Here is a 20,911-nt window from a genome sequence, read left to right as displayed (position 1 = left end):
CAAAAAACGATGCAAATAAATAAATATATATACCTCATACTGCTGTTATGTACAGGGAGTATGTGGGGACAGATTTTGCTTCCTGATGGAGGAAATAAACCGACCTATTATCGAGATGCCGATGGGGATGGATATGGAACCAATAGTGGATTATTGGTGGATCAAAGAAAAACAGCAGCACCTGGATATGTATTAAGTAATACAGATTGTAATGATAGCAATGCAACTATATACCCAGGAGCAGTAGAATTATGTGATGGGATCGATAACGATTGTGATGGACGTATAGATGAAGATAAACCAAGCAACCCAAGTACAGTAACCGTAAGCAATACTTGTGGAGTAACAACATTAACTAGAAATAATCCTCCTAGTGGTGTAACCTATTATTGGCAAAGTAGTGCAAGTGGTACTAGTACGGCTAATAGTGCAGTAAGTATTACTAGAACTAGCGGTAGTACATATTATCTAAGAGCTAGACTAAATAATACAGGTTGTTGGAGTTCAGCACGAACGATTAGTTATACAGTGAATACAGTAAGTACTCCAATTGCAGTTACAGTTAATAATTATTGTGGTTATGCAGAATTAACACATAATAACCCAGTAGGAAGTAGCTATCAAATATATTGGCAAAGTAATCCTAATGGAACGAGTAAAACATCTAATGAACGTACGATAAGACGTTATAGTGGAACACGATATTACTTAAGAGCATATAATAGTATCACAAGATGTTGGAGTGCAGCTCGGGTAGTAAATTATAGTATTAAAGCAGTACCAAGTACACCGCCAGCAGTAACGGTAAATAATAATTGTAATAATAGTGTATTAACAAGAAATAATCCGCCTAGCGGAGTGACCTATTACTGGCAAAGTAGTTCAACAGGGACAAGTACAGCTAATAGTAATACAACGATCACAAGAGCTACAGGTAGTACATATTATCTTAGAGGAAGAAGCAGTCAAGGATGTTGGGGGACAGCTCGAGCAGTAAATTATAGCATTAAAACTATACCGACTACGCCACCAATAGTAACTGTAAGTAATAATTGTGGTAATAGCGTATTAACAAGAAGTAATCCACCTAGCGGGGTGACATATTATTGGCAAAGTAATTCAAGTGGAACAAGTACAGCCAATAATAATGCAACGCTTACAAGAACTAGTGGTAATACCTATTATCTAAGAGCAAGAAGCAGCCAAGGATGTTGGAGTACAGCAAGAACCGTAAGTTATAGTATCAAAGCAGTACCAGCTACACCACCAGCAGTAACAGTAAATAACAATTGTGGCAGTAGTGTATTAACAAGAAATAATCCACCTAGTGGCGTAACGTATTATTGGCAGAATAGCTCAACGGGAACAAGTACATTTAATAGTGAGGCAAGTATTACAAGAATTAGTGGTAGTACATATTACCTAAGAGCTAGAAATAGTAAAGGGTGTTGGAGTACAGCAAGAACTATAAGATATAGTGTTAAAGCAGTACCAGCTATGCCACCAGCAGTAACAGTAAGTAATAATTGTGGTAGTAGTGTATTAACGAGAAGTAACCCACCAAATGGAGTGACATATTATTGGCAGAGTAGTTCGGCTGGAACAAGTACAGCTAATAGTAATACAACGATCACAAGAACTAGTGGTAATACCTATTATTTAAGAGCAAGAAGTAGTCAAGGGTGTTGGAGTACAGTAAGGACTATTAACTATACGATTAAAAATACACCTGTTACACCAACAATAGCGGTTATAGATAATTATTGTGGATATACAGAGCTAACACATGAAAACCCAGTAGGGAATAGTTATCAAGTGTATTGGCAAAGTAGTTCAACTGGAACAGACAGAACAAATGATGAACGTACGATAAGACGTCATAGCGGAACACAATATTATCTTAGAGCATATGATAATACTACAGGATGTTGGAGTACAGCGAGAGAGGTAACGTATACTATAAAAACTAATCCAACTGTTCCTCCAATTGTAACTGTAGCTAATCAGTGTGGGCAAAGTGTTCTTACAAGAAGTAATCCACCAAGTGGAGAAACGTATTATTGGCAAAGTAGTTCAACAGGGACAAGTACAGCTAATAGTGATGTAACGCTCACAAGAACTAGTGGGAATACGTATTATCTAAGAGCAAGAAATAATCAAGGATGTTGGAGTACAGCGAGAGAAGTGACTTATACTGTAAAAACTAATCCAGCTGTTCCTCCAGTTGTAACTGTAGCTAATCAGTGTGGACAAAGTATCCTTACCAGACGTAATCCACCTAGCGGAGTGACATATTATTGGCAGAGTAATTCAAGTGGTACAAGTACAACTAATAGTAATGCAACGATCACAAGAACTACTGGTAATACGTATTATCTAAGAGCAAGAAATAATCAAGGGTGTTGGAGTACGGCGAGAGAAGCAACTTATGCCATACAAGAAACTCCAGACATACCTACAACAGTGGCTATAGATCAGCAATGTGGTCAAACGATTTTGACATATTCAACAGTTCCTAATAATGTAACGTATTATTGGCAAGATACCCTTACTGGAACAGATATCACCAATAGTAGTACAAGTGTAACCAGAACTACTGGAAATATATATTATTTAAGAGCTAGACATAATACTTCTAGATGTTGGAGTGTTGCCCAAGCAATTAATTATACCGTTAATCAATCAAGTACATGGTATGCAGATATAGATGGAGATGGATATGGAGACCCTAATGAAGCACAACAAGCTTGTGAACAACCTGTTAATTATGTAGTAAATGCAGATGATAATTGCCCTAATGTAGCAGGAACAGAGCAAGGATGCCCATTAGATTATTATATAGCACCTACATTAAGTGATGAGAATTATGTATATGTGAGAGCTTATCAAACACCTAAGCAAGAAACAATAAGTTCAACTAGTGATAACGCGACAAATAGTGATGTAATCGAGAGTATTACCTATTTTGATGGATTAGGAAGAGCAAAACAACAGATAGGAATCAAAGCTAGTCCAAGCAAAAAAGATATAGTAACACATATTACATATGACGAGCTAGGAAGACAAGATAAGCAATACTTACCTTTTGAAAGTGGAGTAATAGCAGGAAGTTATAAAAATGTAGATGTCCAACAAGATATACAAGCCTATTATAAAACGAAATATGCTCAAGATTTTGCACATTTAATAACTCCAAAAGTAAATGCGTACTCGCAAAGTGTTTATGAAGCATCACCATTTAATAGAATAATAGAACAAGCAGCACCAGGAGAACAATGGCAATATGACCCTAAAAATGTAGAGTTGATCAATGTAACGTATAGAGACATGCCAGAGTTTTATTATGGGCCTACAAAGAAACACTGGTTTATGGATGATTTCTTTGATCCAGAAAGAGATCAACCAGAAGAAGATGAAGAAGATGGTAAGAGACAAGTTCTAGTAGAGATTAATAGAGAAAATATTTTTACATTAACTATTAAAGGAGGTTTTTTAAGATTATCAAATCAGCCAGAACCATTAACATTAGGAGTAATTGATAGAGTGAACACTTTTCCTACTATAGAATATTTGGATTTAGGGTTTTTAATAGATAATCAGGGAAATCAAACAACCTATAAATTAGAACTAATAAATAATGATTTTGTTTTATCATCAACAACAGAAACATTACAACCTCTTACAGGATTAGATACAACTATAAGTATTGATTTAAAAGAGTTAATTCCAGTGATTGATGATTATGATGAGAAAGTTTCTAAAAACCATACCATCAAAACTGCATATCATACCAATGTGGTTGACGAAGTTATTGACTTTGATGTAGATATCATTAATGGAAATCCTACGTTGATAAAAATAGGAAGTTATGCGGCAGGAGAATTAAGTAAAATCATTATCAGAGACGAAAACTGGAGCTATAGTAAAGGAAAAGACCATACCACAGAAGAGTTTAAAAACAAAACAGGACAAGTAGTTTTAAAACGTACGTATAATAATCAGGTAGCTCATGATACTTATTATGTCTATGATGATTACGGAAACCTAACCTATGTATTACCACCTAAGGTAACAACAACAGATGGCGTAAGCCAGAGTGAGCTTGCCGAACTCTGCTATCAATACAAATACGATTATAGAAATCGATTGATCGAAAAGAAAATCCCAGGAAAAGGATGGGAAACGATCGTATATAACAAACTAGACCAACCCGTATTAAGCCAAGATGCCAATCTAAAAGCACAAGGTATTTGGTTATTTACCAAATACGATGCCTTAGGACGTGTAGTCTATACAGGAAAGATCAATGATAGTCGTGATAGAGCAGCCTTACAAACAGTAGTGAACCAAAGCACTACCTTATGGGAAGCACGTACAACTGTACAGCAAGTAGATGGATTTAGTTTTTACTATACCCAGAATGCATTCCCAACAACAGGAATGACACTACTAACTGTAAATTATTACGATGATTATGCATTAGGAAGCATTCCACCATTAGATCCAGGAACAACCAACCTAACTTGGGAAGGAATGACAGCGACAACAGCGGTAAAAGGATTACTAACAGTAGGACAAGTACGCGTACTCGATACCGATAAATGGATAACGACGACTAATTATTATGACGAAAAAGGACGCTTATGGGATAACCTAGTAAAGAATGAATACCTAGGCACAGATACATGGACACTAACGCAGTTAGACTTTGTAGGAAAACCATTAAAGACCTTTACCAAGCATATCAAGGACGGAAAAATCCTATGTACAACAGATGTGTTTACTTACGATCATATGGGACGCTTATTGACACAAGAACAACAGATCAATGAACTACCTACAGAACGTATCCTAAGCAACCACTATGACGAATTAGGACAACTGATTAGAAAAGATGTAGGAGGAAAAACAACCGCAACAGCAGCCTTGCAAAGTGTAGATTATAGCTATAACGTACGCGGATGGTTAAAACAGATCAATGACACTCAAAATTTAGGAACAGACCTGTTTGGGTTTAGGCTTAACTATGATACCCCAGAGCAAGGCGCAACAGCCTTATTTAACGGGAATATCAGTGAGACGCATTGGAAAACAGCTAATGATAACACCTTAAGACATTATACCTACAGCTATGATGCCTTAAACAGAATCACTCAAGCAATTAGCAATAGCGGACGTTATGACTTAAGTAACGTAAGCTATGACAAGATGGGGAATATCTTACGTCTAGAGCGAAAAGGACATTTAAACGAAGCCGTGACAAGCTTTGGAGTGATGGATAATTTAACCTATAGCTATGATACAGGAAACAAACTATTAAGTGTAAACGATGCCGTAACACAACCTTTTGGATTTAAGGAATATACTCAGACAGTAAATGAATATGAGTATGATGTAAATGGAAATATGGTAATTGATCATAACAAAGGAATTACCAATATCAGTTATAACCACTTAAACCTACCAACAGGAGTAAACATTGCTAATACCGAACATAACGGAAACATTAGCTATGTATACGATGCCACAGGAATCAAGCAAAAGAAAATTGCAACCGAAGGTAGTAACAGTACCATAACCGAGTATTCAGGTAATTATATATATAAGAATGGGAATTTAGAGTTCTTTAATCATCCAGAAGGCTATATAGAACCAAAAGGAGATGAAACTTTTGATTATATTTACCAATATAAAGACCATCTAGGAAATATTAGAGTATCATATCAAGATCTAGATAATAATGGTACTATAGATCAAAATACAGAGATCAAAGAAGAAAAGAATTATTATCCTTTTGGAATGGTTCAAAAGGGTTATAATAGTCTAGTTTCAGGACGTAAACATAATTATGGTTATAATGGTAAAGAAGATAACGAAGAATTAGGTTTAGATTGGTATGATTATCATGCTAGAATGTATAATCCAACTCTTGGTAGAATGTTACAAATAGATCCTCATTCTGATAGTTATTTTGGAATTAATCCATATAATTATGTATTAAATAACCCCACTCTTATGATAGATCCAGATGGAAAAGATACGGTAATTACAATTAAAGATAATGTTATTACAGTTACCACTCAAATTTATATTTATGGAAGTGGAGCTAATACGAAAGAAGCAAATAAAATACAAAAAGCAATAGAGGGGTTATTTGGTGATTATAATAAGTTTGTGTATACTGATGATGAAGGAGGGGAATATGATGTTAAATTTGAAACAAGTGTTGAAGTATATGATGAAGGAACTACAGAACTCAAAGAAGGAGATAATTTAATAGAAGTAAAAAATGAAGAAGGTAGATCAGAGGTTAGTGGTATAATAGGAAATACAGGAACATGGTATTCTAAAGAGCTCAATATTGGAGAGAATTATGCGATATATCCTCATGAGTTTGGACATTTGGTAGGATTAAAGGATAGATATTCAGATAATTGGTTTTCAAAGAGTTCTGCTCCTGATGATGGTTGGGAAAACAACTTTATGGGAGATCCTTTAACAATGCAAACTGATCAACGAACTATAGATGGAATTGTTAAAGGAGCAGTAAAGAACTATAATAAATATAAAGAAAAATATAGTGATCAAAAAACTAGTGAAAAACCATATAGATATGTGAAAAAAGCATGGTTTAATCGTGTCTTAGGTAATTAGAAGTGCTACTCATTGGTGTACTGTTTAGTAATAATGAGTATCTAATTAAAAATTTGAAAAGGCAGTCCTCTAGAAATAGGTGACTGCTTTTTGTAGTTATATAACAAACGCTAAAAACATAAAAGCATAAAAAGAAAATCAAAAATGCTTATTTTTATAGCATTATACTGGTAAAACCAATAATGCTAAGCATGAAAAAAACACTACTCGCACTAGGATGTGCAATAGCTTTAAGTTCTTGTGAAGAACCAAAGAAAACCGCAGATACATTAGTTTATAATGCAAATATCTATACGGTTAATGATGTACAACCTAAGGCAGAAGCTTTTATAATTCATCAAGGAAAGTTTGAAGCTGTAGGTACAGTTGCAGCACTTGAAAAAACATATGAGGTTAAAGAAAAAATCAATGTAGCAGGAAAGACTATTGTTCCAGGATTGATTGATGCACATTGTCATTTTTATGGTTTAGGGTTACAACAACAAAAAGTAGATTTAAGAGGAACCAAAAGCTTTGACGAAGTAGTAGCAAGTATTGTTGCTTTTCAAAAAGAAAAGAAAGTACCATACATTACAGGGAGAGGATGGGATCAAAACGATTGGGAAATAAAAGAATTTCCTACCAAAGAAAAATTGGATAGTCTATTTCCTGATACTCCGATAGCAGTAAAACGTGTAGATGGTCATGCTATGTTGGTTAATCAAGCAGCCTTGGATTTAGCAAAAATCACAACCGAGACTAAAGTTGAAGGAGGAGAAATTTTAATCAAAGACGGAAAATTAACTGGAGTACTTATTGATAACCCAATGGAGTTGGTAGAAGCTACTTTTCCTGCACCAAGTAAGCGCGAGCAAATTCAAGGACTTAAAGATGCTGAGCAAATTAATTTTAGTTATGGGTTAACAACGGTAGATGATGCAGGATTGAGCCCAGGAGTGATTGATCTGGTAGATAGTTTACAACATGCAAATGCACTAAAAATACGTATGTATGCTATGGTAAGTAATGTACCAGAGTATGTAGATGAGTTCATTAAAAGAGGAACGATTAAAACCGAACGCTTAAATGTTAGGTCTTTTAAAGTATATTCAGATGGGGCATTAGGATCTAGAGGAGCTACACTCAAACAACCGTATAGTGACAAAGAAAATCATCATGGAGCGATGGTTATAGGTATAGATGCATTTAAAAAGCTTGCAAAACGTTTAGCTGCATCTCCATTTCAGATGAACACACACGCTATAGGAGATTCTGCAAATGCGGTGGTAATGCGCACATATTATAATGCTTTAAAAGGGAAAAAGGATCGTAGATGGAGAGTGGAGCATGCACAGGTAGTAGCACCAGAAGAATTTGAATTATTAGATGATAACTTAGTAATGAGTGTACAACCTACTCATGCGACTAGTGATATGTATTGGGCAGATGAACGTCTAGGAGAAGAGCGTATTAAGGGAGCATATGCCTATAAAAAACTATTAGAGAAAACAGGAAAACTAGCATTAGGAACAGATTATCCAGTAGAGAATGTTAGTCCGTTTTATACGTTTTATGCAGCTGTTGCTCGTAAAGACTTAAAGCAATATCCAGAAGAAGGTTTTCAAATGGAGAATGCGCTAACTAGAGAAGAAACTTTAAAAGGGATGACACTTTGGGCAGCCTATAGTAATTTTGAAGAAGAAGAAAAAGGAAGTATAGCCAAAGGTAAATATGCAGATTTCGTTATCCTTGAAAACGATATTATGACAATGCCAGTTGATGAAATTCCTGATTTAAAAGTATATGCTACTTATGTAAATGGAGAAATGGTTTATAAAAAATAAATAAACTAAAGTATTAAACGAGTTTATTAATTAGTGTAAGAAATAAAGAATCCCAAAGACAAATTGTAATTGTTTTTGGGATTTCTTTTTGACCTTTAGATTCCGTCCAAAAAGCTATAATATAAACTAGATCAATTAGTTTTTATTGTTATGGTATATACTAATAACGCTTTTTTTACATTCACTTTAAATTTCTAATGGATAGCAATAGGCATTTGTTTTTTGATTAAAATTTAAAGAGTTACGCCAGTGTAAGCTTAGCTAAATAATCGTTATGTTCTCCTTCAACTATAAGTTCGCATAAAAAACCATTACTGTTTGCGGCATTCTGTAAAGTGTTATAATCAATAAATAACCAATCAAACCAATCCGAGGTTTCATTTTCGTATTTTAAACGGTATTGCATTTCGCCATAATAACCTTGAGTGAGATCGACCCAGTATTCTCCTGTTTCTTCATCTTCAAATAAATATAGAATATCAGAAGAATCAATAAGAATTTGTCCACCTGGAGCTAATAACGATTTAACATGACTAAAGAAATGATCAATATGACCAAGTTTTCCCATGATACCACTACCATTCATTAAAAATAACAACGTATCATAACGTTGCTCTTGATGTTTAAAAAAGTCTTGTGATTGAGCGACTTGAATACCACGTTGTTTACAGATAGCAATAGCACCTTCAGAAATATCTATGGCTGTAACCTTAAGTTGCTTTTCATTTTGTAAATAAAGGCTATGGCTTCCCGCACCGCAACCTACATCGAGTACAGTACCGTATGATAAATCCAGTGCTTTTTGTTCAATAAGAGGCATTTCGTCATATGACCTAAACAAATAAGGAATAGGAATTTGATCGTCATCAAAATCTGGAGATTGTACAGTAATATCTTCACTGTACTTGTCATTAAAAAAGTCTGTAATAGCCTTACCAAAAATATCTGTATTCATGAGTATAGTTGTCTATCTTTGCAATATGCAAGATTTTATAAATAATTTGCCAGCACTGGCCAAAGATAAGCATAACGAGAATAAAAGATTCTTTGCAAAACTTAAAAAAAAGCCACCAAAGCATCTTGATCAAATGATGCAAGAATTACATGATGAAGAATTTGAAGCGACGAATTGTCTAGAATGTGCTAATTGTTGTAAGACTACGGGGCCATTGTTTACGCCCAAAGATGTGGATCGTATAGCAAAACACTTAAAAATGAAGTCGCATCAATTTGAAACGCAGTATTTAAGAACAGACGAAGATGGAGATCTAGTATTGCAACAAACACCATGTGCATTTTTGGATACAGATAATTATTGCTTGATTTATGATGTAAGGCCTAAAGCATGTCGAGAATATCCGCATACAGATCGCAAAAAGTTTCATCAAATAACAAACTTAACGATTAGGAATGTTGCAATGTGTCCTGCTACATATAATATAGTAGAGAAGATGAAAGCATTGATGGAAACTACTCATGATAAGAATACTAAGAAGAGAAGGAAATAAAAGAATTAAAAAATAAATAGTTAAAGTTTAGGTTGTTTAAATCTTTCATCGTAATATTGCAATGAAACAATTAAAGATATGGGATTAGCTAAATCAGAAATGTTTACAAAAGAGCAAAATGAAATTGCAGTTCTAGCAAAAGCATTTGCTCATCCAGCTCGTGTAGCGATTTTACAGCATTTGTTTAAAATCAATACATGTATTTGCGGTGATCTTGTAAACGAAATAGGTCTAGCACAACCTACAATATCGCAACATTTAAAAGAATTAAAAAATCTAGGATTAATAAAAGGAAATGTAGAAGGTACTAGTGTTTGTTATTGTATCGATATGGAAAAATGGGGTGCAATGAAAACAATTATGACGGCATTTCTGGATCAAGATTTAAAAGCGACACAATGTTGCTAAAAAAATTTGAATCTATTAATCGTAAAATAGCAATAAAGCAATAAAAGGATGAAACTATCAGAAGTAAAACAAGTGTTACAACAGTTGACACAAATAGGATTTCAATTGCCTAATGGCGAATTAGTACCAAATCATTTTCACGTGACAGAGGTAGGAAAGATTACCAAAAACTTTATTGATTGTGGAGGTACAGTACGTAATGAAGAAGTTATCAATTTCCAGTTATGGAATGCTAATGATTATGATCACAGACTACATCCAGAAAAATTATTGAATATCATTGAATTATCAGAAAAGGTTTTAGGATTAGAAGATCTAGAGATCGAAGTAGAATATCAAGCAGAAACGATAGGAAAATTTGGATTGGAGTTTGACGGAGTTAATTTCTTGTTGGCAACAAAACAAACAGATTGTTTGGCCAAAGATAAGTGTGGTATTCCAGAAGAAAAACCAAGAGTAAGACTATCAGAATTACAACAAACATCATGTTGTGACCCTAGTTCAAATTGTTGCTAATTGTAATAACCTAAAATAATGAAAACAGTTACAATGCCTGTTTATACTGCAATAGAATCTGTAATCGAAGGATTGAATATAGAAACCATTACTCAAGAGCGTAAAGAAACGTTACAGCCTTTGATAGATTTTATACGTGAAAAAGTAGCCAATAAAGAAGAGATTAGATTAAATTTTATTTGTACTCATAATTCTCGTAGAAGTCATTTATCACAAATATGGGCACAAACAATAGCAGCATATTTGGGAGTTAGAGAAGTGTTTTGCTATTCTGGTGGGACTGAAGCTACAGCAATGTATCCTATGGTAGTAGAAACCTTAAAGAAATCAGGTTTTTTGATAACAACTATAGCTGCTAGTACGAATCCTATTTATGCAATAAAGTATACAGAAAATGCACATCCTATTATAGGTTTTTCAAAAGAGTATGGAGCGACGTTTAATCCTCAATCGGCATTTGCAGCGATTATGACTTGTTCACAAGCAGATGGTGGATGTCCATTTATAGCAGGAGCAGAGAAGCGAATTCCGATTACTTATGAAGATCCAAAAGCTTTTGATGGAACTCCAGAACAAGCAGATAAGTATGAGGAGAGAAGTTTACAAATCGCAACCGAATTATTATATGTATTTACAAAAGCTATCGAATCATAGCTATTAACAATATTAAGTAGTGGTTGAACTGCTTAAATGATTTTATTATTGATGCGTTGATAATAAATTTTTTGCAAACCAATGTACCTGCCTCAAGTAATCGAACTTGTAGGCAGGTACTCAACCCAAGTGTCATCTTATGACGGTGTTATAATATTATAACCCTTTCTTTAATTCTGCTATGGTTTTGGCCATGACTACACCTGGTAATTTAACCGGTGCAGCAACTTCTGCTAAGAATGTTCCTTTTACTTCACCTTTTTTAAAAGTAGTAAAACCTATACGGTAAAGTCCTACTGTCAATGCTTTAGTAGGATTACCTACTTGACTCTTATAACGCAATAGTGAATTGTATTTTCTTCCGCTAGGGATTTTAGGCATTTCACCACTATCATCATTACGAGCTAGTGTTGTCCAATTAGCACTTTTTACAGCATCTTCAGAGATATTGTCCTTGCTTGTAATATCAGAACGTTCAAGTGTGATATACGTATCAAAGTAATCTTTAGAACCTTTGTTTGCTTCATAAGCTTCAGATACAATAGCTTTCTTTAATTTAGTTTTTCCCACAGGAGACATCATACGTACTCCTATTTCTGGAGCAACAGCAGGAACCCATACATAGATGTAATAGAATTTTTTTCCATCCTTAACTTCATCTTCGTTACCTGGACTGGCATAACCAGCATAAGTAATTACGTCTGTATAAGGAACTTTAATTGTTTTTGGTCCGATTTTCTTTTCGATTGAGCTTCCGAATTTCTTTAATTTTTGTGCATTTCCATTAAAAGTAACTCCTAATGCAAAAATGCAAAGCAATGCTAAAATTTTTGTTTTCATTGAATAATTTTTGATTTTGGTTGTTGACACAGGTTTGATTTATTCTTCTATGAGAAGAATAATGATTAGGTTGTATATTTATATTGTGCTATAGCAATTATGATGACAGAAAAAATTGCTAATAACATAAGAATGCTTCCTGTAAATAGATACCATTTTGTGGTTCGGAGTTCTTTTTGCGAACTCATAAATTCGTTAAGTAATAAAGGATCTTTTAACTTATATTTTTCAAAAACGCCTTTGCAGTGATCACAAGTTGCATACAATTGTTTCCATAGAGGAAAAATAGGAATCCAAAAAATATGAAAGTAATTGCGATGTCCCAGTACCCACATATTATTAGTTGTAGCGCAATGAGGACAATGTCCTTGTTTTAATTTTAATGGATGAATTTTTGAGCCGCGAATTCCGAAAATAATCATGATATTATTTTTAAATAAAAGGGAAGGATATAGAAGGATAGCCTTCCCTTAGATTCAACTAACTAACATACTATATGAAAATTCATAAAGTGAGATGTTATAAAAAATTCGGTAGTGATTGTCGTCATAACAATCAGTATATATGAATAAGGGCATAACACTACTGATTTTCTACCGAATTATGAGTTATATTGTTTTATACAAAAAACAAGAAAGAAGCTACAATCATCCATGCCCCCACAGCAATTCCAGCAATTCCTAATTTACCTTGTTTAGGAGCAAGTTTTGCTCTTAATTGATCTGCTTTTTCTTTGGCAGCTTCATTTTTACTTAAGATCATTTTGTTAATCATACCAAATCCTAACATAAAACCTAATAAAGCTTGGATAATATTACCAGCTAGTAAAGTGATCCACCAAATAGGATAATTGGTAAGCCATCCTAGATTAAGTATTGAAGTAATGATTCCCCATACTCCCCAAAAACAAAATACTAAACCAATCCAACCTTGATAAGGTTCAATTTTTTCTAAAAGTTCTTTTGCGTTAGGTTTTTTAGCTAATAATAATGAAGGTACAGCGATGATACTTAATAATATTAATGATAGTCCCCAAGTCATGATAGTTGTTTTTTAATTATGGATATTTGATTTTTTGAGTTAAGATTAATTCTGATTTGCTTTAGAATTAATTACATGACAAAGATGCTTCAATAGTAAAAGCTATGGAACACCCTTTGTAGTGAAAATACAGCCCCCGTTTTCAGGGAGGGAAATTTCTGTAGGTGTTGGAACATTATAATTAAAAAAAGAAAACACTGCTATTTTTAGCAGTGTTATATGGTGTTTTAAGGATAATGAGTTAATATTTAAGCTTCGATATATCCCATTTTTAATGCGTATTTAGTCAATCCGGCAAGATTACGTACATTGAGTTTTGCAATCAGATTTTTACGATAACTTTCTATAGTGTGTTTACTTAAAAATAATTGGTCAGCTATTTCTTGTGTAGTATATTCTTGAGCGATTAGACTAATCACATCTATTTCTCTTTTGGTAAGCTTTACAACATTCTCTTTTTTCTTAGCAAATTTATTTTCTAGGTAGATTTCTTTAATATCTCTAGAGAAATATTTTTCTCCGCTTAAAATAGTTGTAATAGCAGAAAGTAATTCTTGTTTCTCGGCATTTTTAGGTACATAACCGTCGACATCATTTTCGATAAGCGTATCAATCATATTGGCATCACTATGCATGCTTACTACTAATGTTTTGATAGCTGGATTTTTACTTTTAAGGATTTTATTAAGTGTAATACCATCAACCTTAGGCATAGAAATATCTGTGATCACCAAATCGATTTTCTCATCGGGATTGATTTCTTGATACTTAACAATGTGTTCGCCATCTTTGGCAGTAAGGAGAATATGATAATCACTTTCTGCATCAAGAATACTAATGAGTCCATCTAAAAACATTTTGTGATCGTCTACAATAATCAGGTTGTATTTCATGTATTAGGTTTTAAAGGCAGTTCAATATTGATGATAGAGCCTCGTTTAGGATGAGAATCTATATGTATTGTACCATTGAGATAATGTAACCTACTTTTGATATTGGATAAACCAATACCAGAAGTAGTAGTTTCAAAATTAAAACCTTTTCCATTGTCTTCAAAGAGGATATTGATTCTTTCTTCAATTAAATGAAGATGTATATCAACTGTAGAAGCTTCGGCATGTTTAATAGTATTGGTTAACAACTCTTGTAAGATGGTAAAGAGTTCTTGTTGTAGTTCTTGATCTAATGTATTGATCTCAATTTCTGGATACGCATGTAAATGAATTGTGATATGACTAGCATTACCTATATTTTGAAGGTATTCTTTAATAAGAATAAGAAATTGATGAGATTTTATCTTTTTTGGAAATAGGTTATGAGATAAACTACGTACGAGTTCATAAGTGTCATCAATTTGTTTATAGATATAAGAGTAATCTTGAGAAGAAGTATTAATAGTACTAAATTGTAACTTAATAGCAGCAAGATTGCCACCAATACTATCGTGTAATTCTTGAGCAATTCGTTTACGTTCTATATGTTGTCCTTGTACCGAAGCTTTTATTAAATTGAGTTCTTGTTCTTTTAAAAGAGAAGTAATGTTTTGAGTATTGATCTCTTTTTGTTTAGTATGTAATAAATTTTGAGCTCGTAATTTTTGATAATAGACAATTAAGAGTATAATAATAGAACACAAGGTGATCAAAGAAGCTATAAGAATAATAGTATTAATGTCTTTTTGTTTACTTAATGCAGTAGATTGAAGTTCTTGATCTTTTTTTAGAATAACAATTTCTTTTTCTTTTCGTAACGAGTGATATTTGATCTCCAGTTCTTGGATTTCGTCAAGTTGTTGTATTTTTTTGAGAGAATCTTCTAGAGTTGTTTTCTTTATAAGAAACTCATATGCTTTTTTATGTTGATTGAGTTCTGTGTATAAATCTAATAAGTGATGGTAAACAGATTGAGTGATATCAAAGAATTCATGATCTTTGACTTCTTGAAGTATTTCTAAAAATAGAGATTCGGCTTTACGAAAGTTTTTACGTTTAATCAATGCTTGGGCAATATGAATTTTAGCTAAGTATAGACTTTTTAAAAATCCGTGTTCGATAGCTAGTTTTTTACTAAGATCATAATACACTAAAGCTTCATTAATGCGTTGCTCTTCTGCTAGAGTACTACCTATATTAAGATAAGCTGTAATCATGCATTTGATATCTCCAGAAGTTTTGCATAATGTTAATGCCATTTGATAATGACTATTGGCCTCTGACAACAAATGTTGTTCTGCAAGAATAGCACCGATATTAAGATGACTAGCATAAATTAGTTGTGTATGTTTACTTTGGAGACATTCTTCAAATAAAGTAAGGGCTTGATCAAACTTTTTTTGAGCTCTATAGGCATTGGCAAGACCATGTTTATGATAAACTATCATATAGGTATCATTGCCTTTTTGTGCAACCTCTATCCCTTTAAGATGCCAAGAAACAGTCTCATCTAATAAACCTTTTTGACTAGTTGTTATAGCATTAATGTTATAGATTCTGGAAAGCCTCCCATAACGTAAAGTATCTTTGGGGTGAGATAGTAATATTTGCTCGGCTTTATGATTATAGAATAAAGTAGAATCTATGATCTCTTTTGTCAAAAAATACTGCGCTAGTTGAGTATAAGACTTAACCTTTGTATTATATAATGTAGAAGTTTTTAATAGGTGATGTAATATCGTATACGAAATAGAATCTTTTGAAGTATTAAGATGGCGATGTGCTTGTAATATTTGATCACTTTCTAAACGTTCTAGTATAGATTGAGCGTTGGCTGTAATCACTACACCCAAACAGAATAGACTCAATAAAAGATGTTTTAAAAAGGTCATAAACAAATCTAAATACTTAACACTTTTTTTTTACCCCAGAAAACCGTGATTTTTTTAGTATAAACTTAAAATAGTCATGATAATTTAAGCATTCATTTGAGAATATTGAAGAGTACTAGTATCCACAGAAGGTATGGGAATCGTAATATCTATAACACAGCCATTGTTTATAGTGCTATTAATAATTAACTCTCCGCCAAGAACTGTTAGGCGATTTTTGATATTAGATAATCCAATTCCTTTATGAGCAGCATCAGGTGAAAACCCTATTCCATTATCTTCAAATAATAATTGTATAGAAGAAGTATTTATCATATTGATGTTAATCTCAATAAGAGAGGCTTGAGCATGCTTTATAGTATTAGTAATCAATTCTTGTAACATCATAAAAATATCATATTGAAAACGATGATCTAGAAGATTGATTTCTTCTTGAGGGGATAGGTAAGTGTTGATCTGAAGTTCACTTGCTTGAGCAATGTTTTTGATGTATTCTTGAATTAGAAAGCTAAAACGACTGGTGTTGAATTTTTGAGGAATCAGATTGTGAGATAAATCTCTTACAAGTTTATAAGTATCGTCAAGTTGTATATAAATAGAAGAATAATCTTTTGTATTAATAGCTTCAAGATTATGGAATTGCAGTTTAATAGCGGCAAGGTTACCGCCTATAGTATCATGTAATTCTTGAGCAATACGTTTACGTTCTAAGTCTTGACCTTTTACAGATGCTTTTATGAGTTTTAATTCTTGATCTTTTATAAGCGTATTAATCTTTTGTTGATTAATTTCTTTTTGCTTGATATGAAGCAGATGCTGAGTTTGTAATTTTTGATAATAGACAATTAAAAGAATAATTAAGGGAATTAAAAATATAAGAAAAGCAATAAGTACGGTATTCTTGATCCCTTTTTGTTTATTGATTTCGGCATCTTTTGCTTGTTGTTCTTTTTGTAATGAAATTATCTCTTTTTCTTTTTGAAGTGTTTCATATTGTACTTCAAGGGCACTGATTTCTTTGTTTTTTTGTAATGTCTGGATAGAATCTTTTAAAGCAGTACGCAATTGTAATGTTTGAAAAGCAGAAGAATATTCTTTTGAAGCAGTATATGTGTTGATTTTGGTTTGGTAAATCGCTAATTGCTGTTGAAAATAATTATTCCTTTTAGCAATGGTAAGCGCACTATCAAGAATAGGAAAAGCTTTATAGGCTTGATTGTTTTTTATATGAATATCTGCTAATCCATGTAATGCATTAACACTATTTTTTTTATAATGATGTTTTGATGTTAGATCATATGCTTTTTGATAAAGTTCCAAAGCTTTGCCATAGTTTTTTTGCTTTCCGTAATTAGCAGCAGTGTTAATTAAAACAATTATTTGGCATTTTACAGCAGTACGTGATTCACATATTTCTAGCGCTTTTTGGTAATGCTCATTAGAACCATCAATGTCACCTTGATTTGATAAGATTAATCCTATATTGATATAACTGGCATAGCGAACTTTTGTGTATTTAGTTTGATCAAGACATTTTTTGAAATACTCTAGCGCCTTATCGTATTCTTTTTGAATTCTATAAACATTAGCGAGTCCATGTAAATGAGTGTAATATAGATCGTAATCATCTCCTTTGTCGGCAGCATCAATACCTTTATAATGCCATTTTGCAGCATCTTGAAATAAACCTTTGTGAGTATTGGCTATAGCTAGAATATTATGAGCTCTAGTTAATCGCTCATATCGTTTAGGATCATTATCTGTGATTTTTTCTAGTATAAGATTACCATAAAAAGCAGCAGAATCTAATACATTGGATGTATTATAAAATTGCCCCATCACGGTATAGGCTTTTATCTTACTATCATAATCCTTATTTTCTTTTATGAGTCGGTGTAGTAAAACAGGAACTGTATCAGCTTTTGTAGAACTGAAATAAGAACGAATGTGTTTAAATTGCTTATCTAATGCAGTTTCTTGAGCATAGCAATTTAAGAAACACAGTATACCTAAAAGCGAACAGTACAGTTTTTTCATAAAAGATTAAGGATATAATAAATATGAGGTTCGCATTTGTTTATAAGTGTCTAAATCCTTTTTCCAACTAGCTCGAATCTCTTTTTCAGATAATCCTTGTTTGATTTGTTGTTGGAGTTCAGAAGTACCAGCAAGTTTAACAAAGAATGAATTAAAGAATTTGTCTTTATCTTGAGTAGTTTGATAAGCTTTAAGTAACCAATTTAAATTAAGTTGATCGAGTTTTTTAACCGTACTCAAATCCTCACCATAACAACGTTTACCTTTATGTTTTGGATGTTTTGCACCAGCATTAGATTTAGGTGTATAGCTGAATTTTGAAACAGGTAAAAAAGGAGAGCCATAAACTTGAAATTGTTTATTAGTACCTCGACCAGCATTAACCGTAGTACCTTCAAAAAAACATAAACTTGGATATAAATTAATGGATTGATCATTAGGTAAATTAGGAGAAGGTTTTATAGGCAAGCTATAAGAACTGTTATGACTATAGTTTTGCATCTTGATAACCTTCAATTTACATTGTAAATCATTGCCTAACCAACCTTGACCATTAATCATTTGTGCATACTCACCAATGGTCATTCCATGAACAATAGGAATAGGGTGCATACCTACAAAACTTTTGTGTTTAAGATCTAAGGTAGGTCCGTCGACATAATGACCATTAGGATTAGGACGATCTAGAATCATCACTTCAATGTGATTTTCGGCAGCAGCCTGCATCACATAATGTAATGTGGAAATATAAGTGTAAAAACGAGCACCTACATCTTGAATGTCAAAAAGAATAAGATCTACATTTTGTAAAATAGCAGGACTTGGTTTTTTGTTTTTTCCGTATAACGAAATGATAGGTAGCCTCGTTTTTTGATCTTTTCCATCAACAATATGTTCTCCAGCATCAGCTTTACCTCTAAAACCGTGTTCTGGAGCAAAAACTTTTTGAATTGCAATATGATGACTTAATAGTGAATCAACAAGATGAGTATACTGTTGAGTATTTTTTTTAAATATGACCGAAGTTTGATTCCCGACAATAGCAACTTTTTTATTTTTTAGATAAGGTAAATATGTAGCCACTTGATTTGCTCCAGTGATAATAGGCTTTTGTATTGTAGAAAGGTCTCTGGTGTCTTGATGGGGTAGAGCGGTCTTATCAGTCATTGCATTTCCACAAGAAATAAAGAGGATGAAAAAGAATAAAAATGTATTTTTGAAAGCATTTCTATAGCAGAACCTCCATAAAGTTTGAAAATTTATAGTGTGGATACGCTGAGATCGCATAGGGATCGACAATAGACTTTTAAAAAACATAGGTAAATTTGAATTTCGAGTATTTTATAGCAAAACGCCTGATAAAAAGTACAGAGCATAAAAATAGTATTTCGGGGGCAATAATAAAAATTGCAATTGCTGCTATTGCTATAGGAATGATCATGATGTTGATAACTATTGCTACAGGAATTGGATTACAACAAAAGATTAGAGAAAAAGTTGCAGCGTTTAAAGGGCATGTGACTATTGTTAATTATGACAATAATAATAATGTAGAACATCAGGTACCTGTAAGTATACATCAAGATTTTTACCCAGAATTTACTACTGTCGAAGGAATTAATCACATTCAGGCAATAGCTGCAAAAGGAGGGATATTAAGAACCGAAACAGATTTTGAAGGAGTAGTGGTAAAAGGAATAGGAAAAGATTATGACTGGAACTATTTTAAAGAATATTTGGTAGCAGGTAGATTGCCAGATTTCTCTTCAAAAATCAATGATGAGATTTTAATTTCTCAACATATCGCAAATCGTTTAGGATTAACAATAGGAGATAAAGCCAATACTTATTTTAGAAAGACAGATAGTCGATTTAATGTGAGAGGTTTTGTTATCGTAGGAATTTATAATTCGGGATTCGAAGAATTTGATAAATCATATTTATTAGCAGATATAAGACATATTCAAAAACTCAATAAGTGGAAACCAGATGAGGTAGGAGGATTTGAAGTCTTTATTGATGATTTTTCACAGATTAATGAAAAAGGAAATGAAATATATGAAGCTATTCCTTCAGAACTAGATAGTCAGCCTATTACATATACATACAGATCAATTTTTGAATGGTTAAAACTTTTTGATCTAAATATTATAGGAATAATAGCAATCATTATTATCGTTGCAGGGATCAATATGATAACCGCTTTGTTGGTATTGATTTTAGAACGAACACCTATGATCGGGATATTAAAAGCATTAGGATCTAGTGATTGGAGTATAAGAAAGGTTTTTTTATATAATGCAGCATATTTAATTGCAATAGGATTGTTTTGGGGTAATATAATAGGAATAGGATTACTCTTTATTCAAAAGTATTTTAATATCATCAAACTTAACCCTGTAACTTATCATGTAAATACAGCACCTGTATATATAAATATAGGCTATATATTCTTGTTAAATGTAGGAACATTATTATTGTGTTTATTAATGTTAGTGATACCTTCTTATGTCATTTCGCGCATATCTCCAGTAAAAGCAATTAGATTTGAGTAAACATATTGTTATTTGTTGTTAAATTAGGAGGTAGGAGAACATACAACTTTG

Annotated in this window: 15 protein-coding genes; 7 read left to right on the top strand and 8 right to left on the bottom strand. The window is 32.8% G+C overall.

The genetic code is table 11. The features are described from left to right. The first annotated feature begins 9 nt into the window (after positions 1–9). Entirely contained in the window at positions 10–6,654 is a 6,645-nt protein-coding gene (locus ACYEKI_RS07715) for a DUF6443 domain-containing protein (protein ID WP_459210600.1), read from the top strand. A gap of 191 nt (positions 6,655–6,845) precedes the next feature. Beyond that, complete coding sequence (locus ACYEKI_RS07710; protein ID WP_459210599.1) at positions 6,846–8,477, top strand: amidohydrolase; 1,632 nt, start codon at positions 6,846–6,848, stop codon at positions 8,475–8,477. 241 nt (positions 8,478–8,718) lie between these two features. On the opposite strand, the gene ACYEKI_RS07705 is transcribed toward ACYEKI_RS07710, so the two are convergent. Continuing rightward, entirely contained in the window at positions 8,719–9,432 is a 714-nt protein-coding gene (locus ACYEKI_RS07705; protein ID WP_459210598.1) for a class I SAM-dependent methyltransferase, read from the bottom strand. Between the two features lie 25 nt (positions 9,433–9,457). Here ACYEKI_RS07705 and ACYEKI_RS07700 point away from each other — a divergent pair, with 25 nt between their 5' ends. From ACYEKI_RS07700 to ACYEKI_RS07685, 4 genes are all read left to right on the top strand, one after another. After that, complete coding sequence (locus tag ACYEKI_RS07700; RefSeq protein ID WP_459210597.1) at positions 9,458–9,985, top strand: YkgJ family cysteine cluster protein; 528 nt, start codon at positions 9,458–9,460, stop codon at positions 9,983–9,985. A gap of 78 nt (positions 9,986–10,063) precedes the next feature. Beyond that, positions 10,064–10,393: an ArsR/SmtB family transcription factor gene (locus ACYEKI_RS07695; RefSeq protein ID WP_459210596.1), complete on the top strand. Its 330-nt coding sequence runs from the start codon at positions 10,064–10,066 to the stop codon at positions 10,391–10,393. Positions 10,394–10,441: 48 nt separating this feature from the next. Then, the gene (locus ACYEKI_RS07690) at positions 10,442–10,909 is read left to right on the top strand and encodes a DUF6428 family protein (RefSeq protein WP_459210595.1); all 468 of its coding nucleotides are present in this window, start codon (positions 10,442–10,444) and stop codon (positions 10,907–10,909) included. Positions 10,910–10,927: 18 nt separating this feature from the next. Continuing rightward, positions 10,928–11,563, top strand: coding sequence for an arsenate-mycothiol transferase ArsC (locus tag ACYEKI_RS07685; protein ID WP_459210594.1), 636 nt, complete (start codon positions 10,928–10,930; stop codon positions 11,561–11,563). 156 nt (positions 11,564–11,719) lie between these two features. Here the strand turns inward: ACYEKI_RS07685 and ACYEKI_RS07680 are convergent, their stop codons facing one another. The 7 genes from ACYEKI_RS07680 to ACYEKI_RS07650 form a co-directional block, all read right to left on the bottom strand. Further along, on the bottom strand, positions 11,720–12,403 hold the full coding sequence (locus tag ACYEKI_RS07680) for a Lipl32 family lipoprotein (RefSeq protein ID WP_459210593.1): 684 nt from the start codon (positions 12,401–12,403) through the stop codon (positions 11,720–11,722). Between the two features lie 65 nt (positions 12,404–12,468). Then, on the bottom strand, positions 12,469–12,825 hold the full coding sequence (locus ACYEKI_RS07675) for a zinc-ribbon domain-containing protein (protein WP_459210592.1): 357 nt from the start codon (positions 12,823–12,825) through the stop codon (positions 12,469–12,471). A gap of 196 nt (positions 12,826–13,021) precedes the next feature. Further along, positions 13,022–13,444: a hypothetical protein gene (locus tag ACYEKI_RS07670; protein ID WP_459210591.1), complete on the bottom strand. Its 423-nt coding sequence runs from the start codon at positions 13,442–13,444 to the stop codon at positions 13,022–13,024. Between the two features lie 248 nt (positions 13,445–13,692). Continuing rightward, a complete protein-coding gene (locus tag ACYEKI_RS07665; RefSeq protein WP_459210590.1) occupies positions 13,693–14,337 on the bottom strand; it encodes a response regulator in 645 nt (214 codons plus the stop codon). Further along, positions 14,334–16,268: an ATP-binding protein gene (locus tag ACYEKI_RS07660; RefSeq protein ID WP_459210589.1), complete on the bottom strand. Its 1,935-nt coding sequence runs from the start codon at positions 16,266–16,268 to the stop codon at positions 14,334–14,336. The genes ACYEKI_RS07665 and ACYEKI_RS07660 overlap by 4 nt, the downstream gene beginning before the upstream one ends. 84 nt (positions 16,269–16,352) lie before the next feature. After that, complete coding sequence (locus tag ACYEKI_RS07655) at positions 16,353–18,305, bottom strand: tetratricopeptide repeat-containing sensor histidine kinase (protein WP_459210588.1); 1,953 nt, start codon at positions 18,303–18,305, stop codon at positions 16,353–16,355. 6 nt (positions 18,306–18,311) lie between these two features. Next, positions 18,312–19,472, bottom strand: a complete 1,161-nt coding sequence (locus ACYEKI_RS07650; protein WP_459210587.1) for an exo-beta-N-acetylmuramidase NamZ family protein — start codon at positions 19,470–19,472, stop codon at positions 18,312–18,314. Between the two features lie 158 nt (positions 19,473–19,630). Between ACYEKI_RS07650 and ACYEKI_RS07645 the strand changes: the two genes are divergently transcribed. After that, a complete protein-coding gene (locus tag ACYEKI_RS07645) occupies positions 19,631–20,860 on the top strand; it encodes an ABC transporter permease (protein WP_459210586.1) in 1,230 nt (409 codons plus the stop codon). Positions 20,861–20,911: the final 51 nt, after the last annotated feature.

Source organism: Aquimarina rhabdastrellae (genome assembly GCA_947387485.1).
Taxonomy (GTDB): domain Bacteria; phylum Bacteroidota; class Bacteroidia; order Flavobacteriales; family Flavobacteriaceae; genus Aquimarina.
The sequence above is the reverse complement of the archived record's forward strand: the minus strand, read 5'-3'. Positions and strand labels throughout refer to the sequence as shown.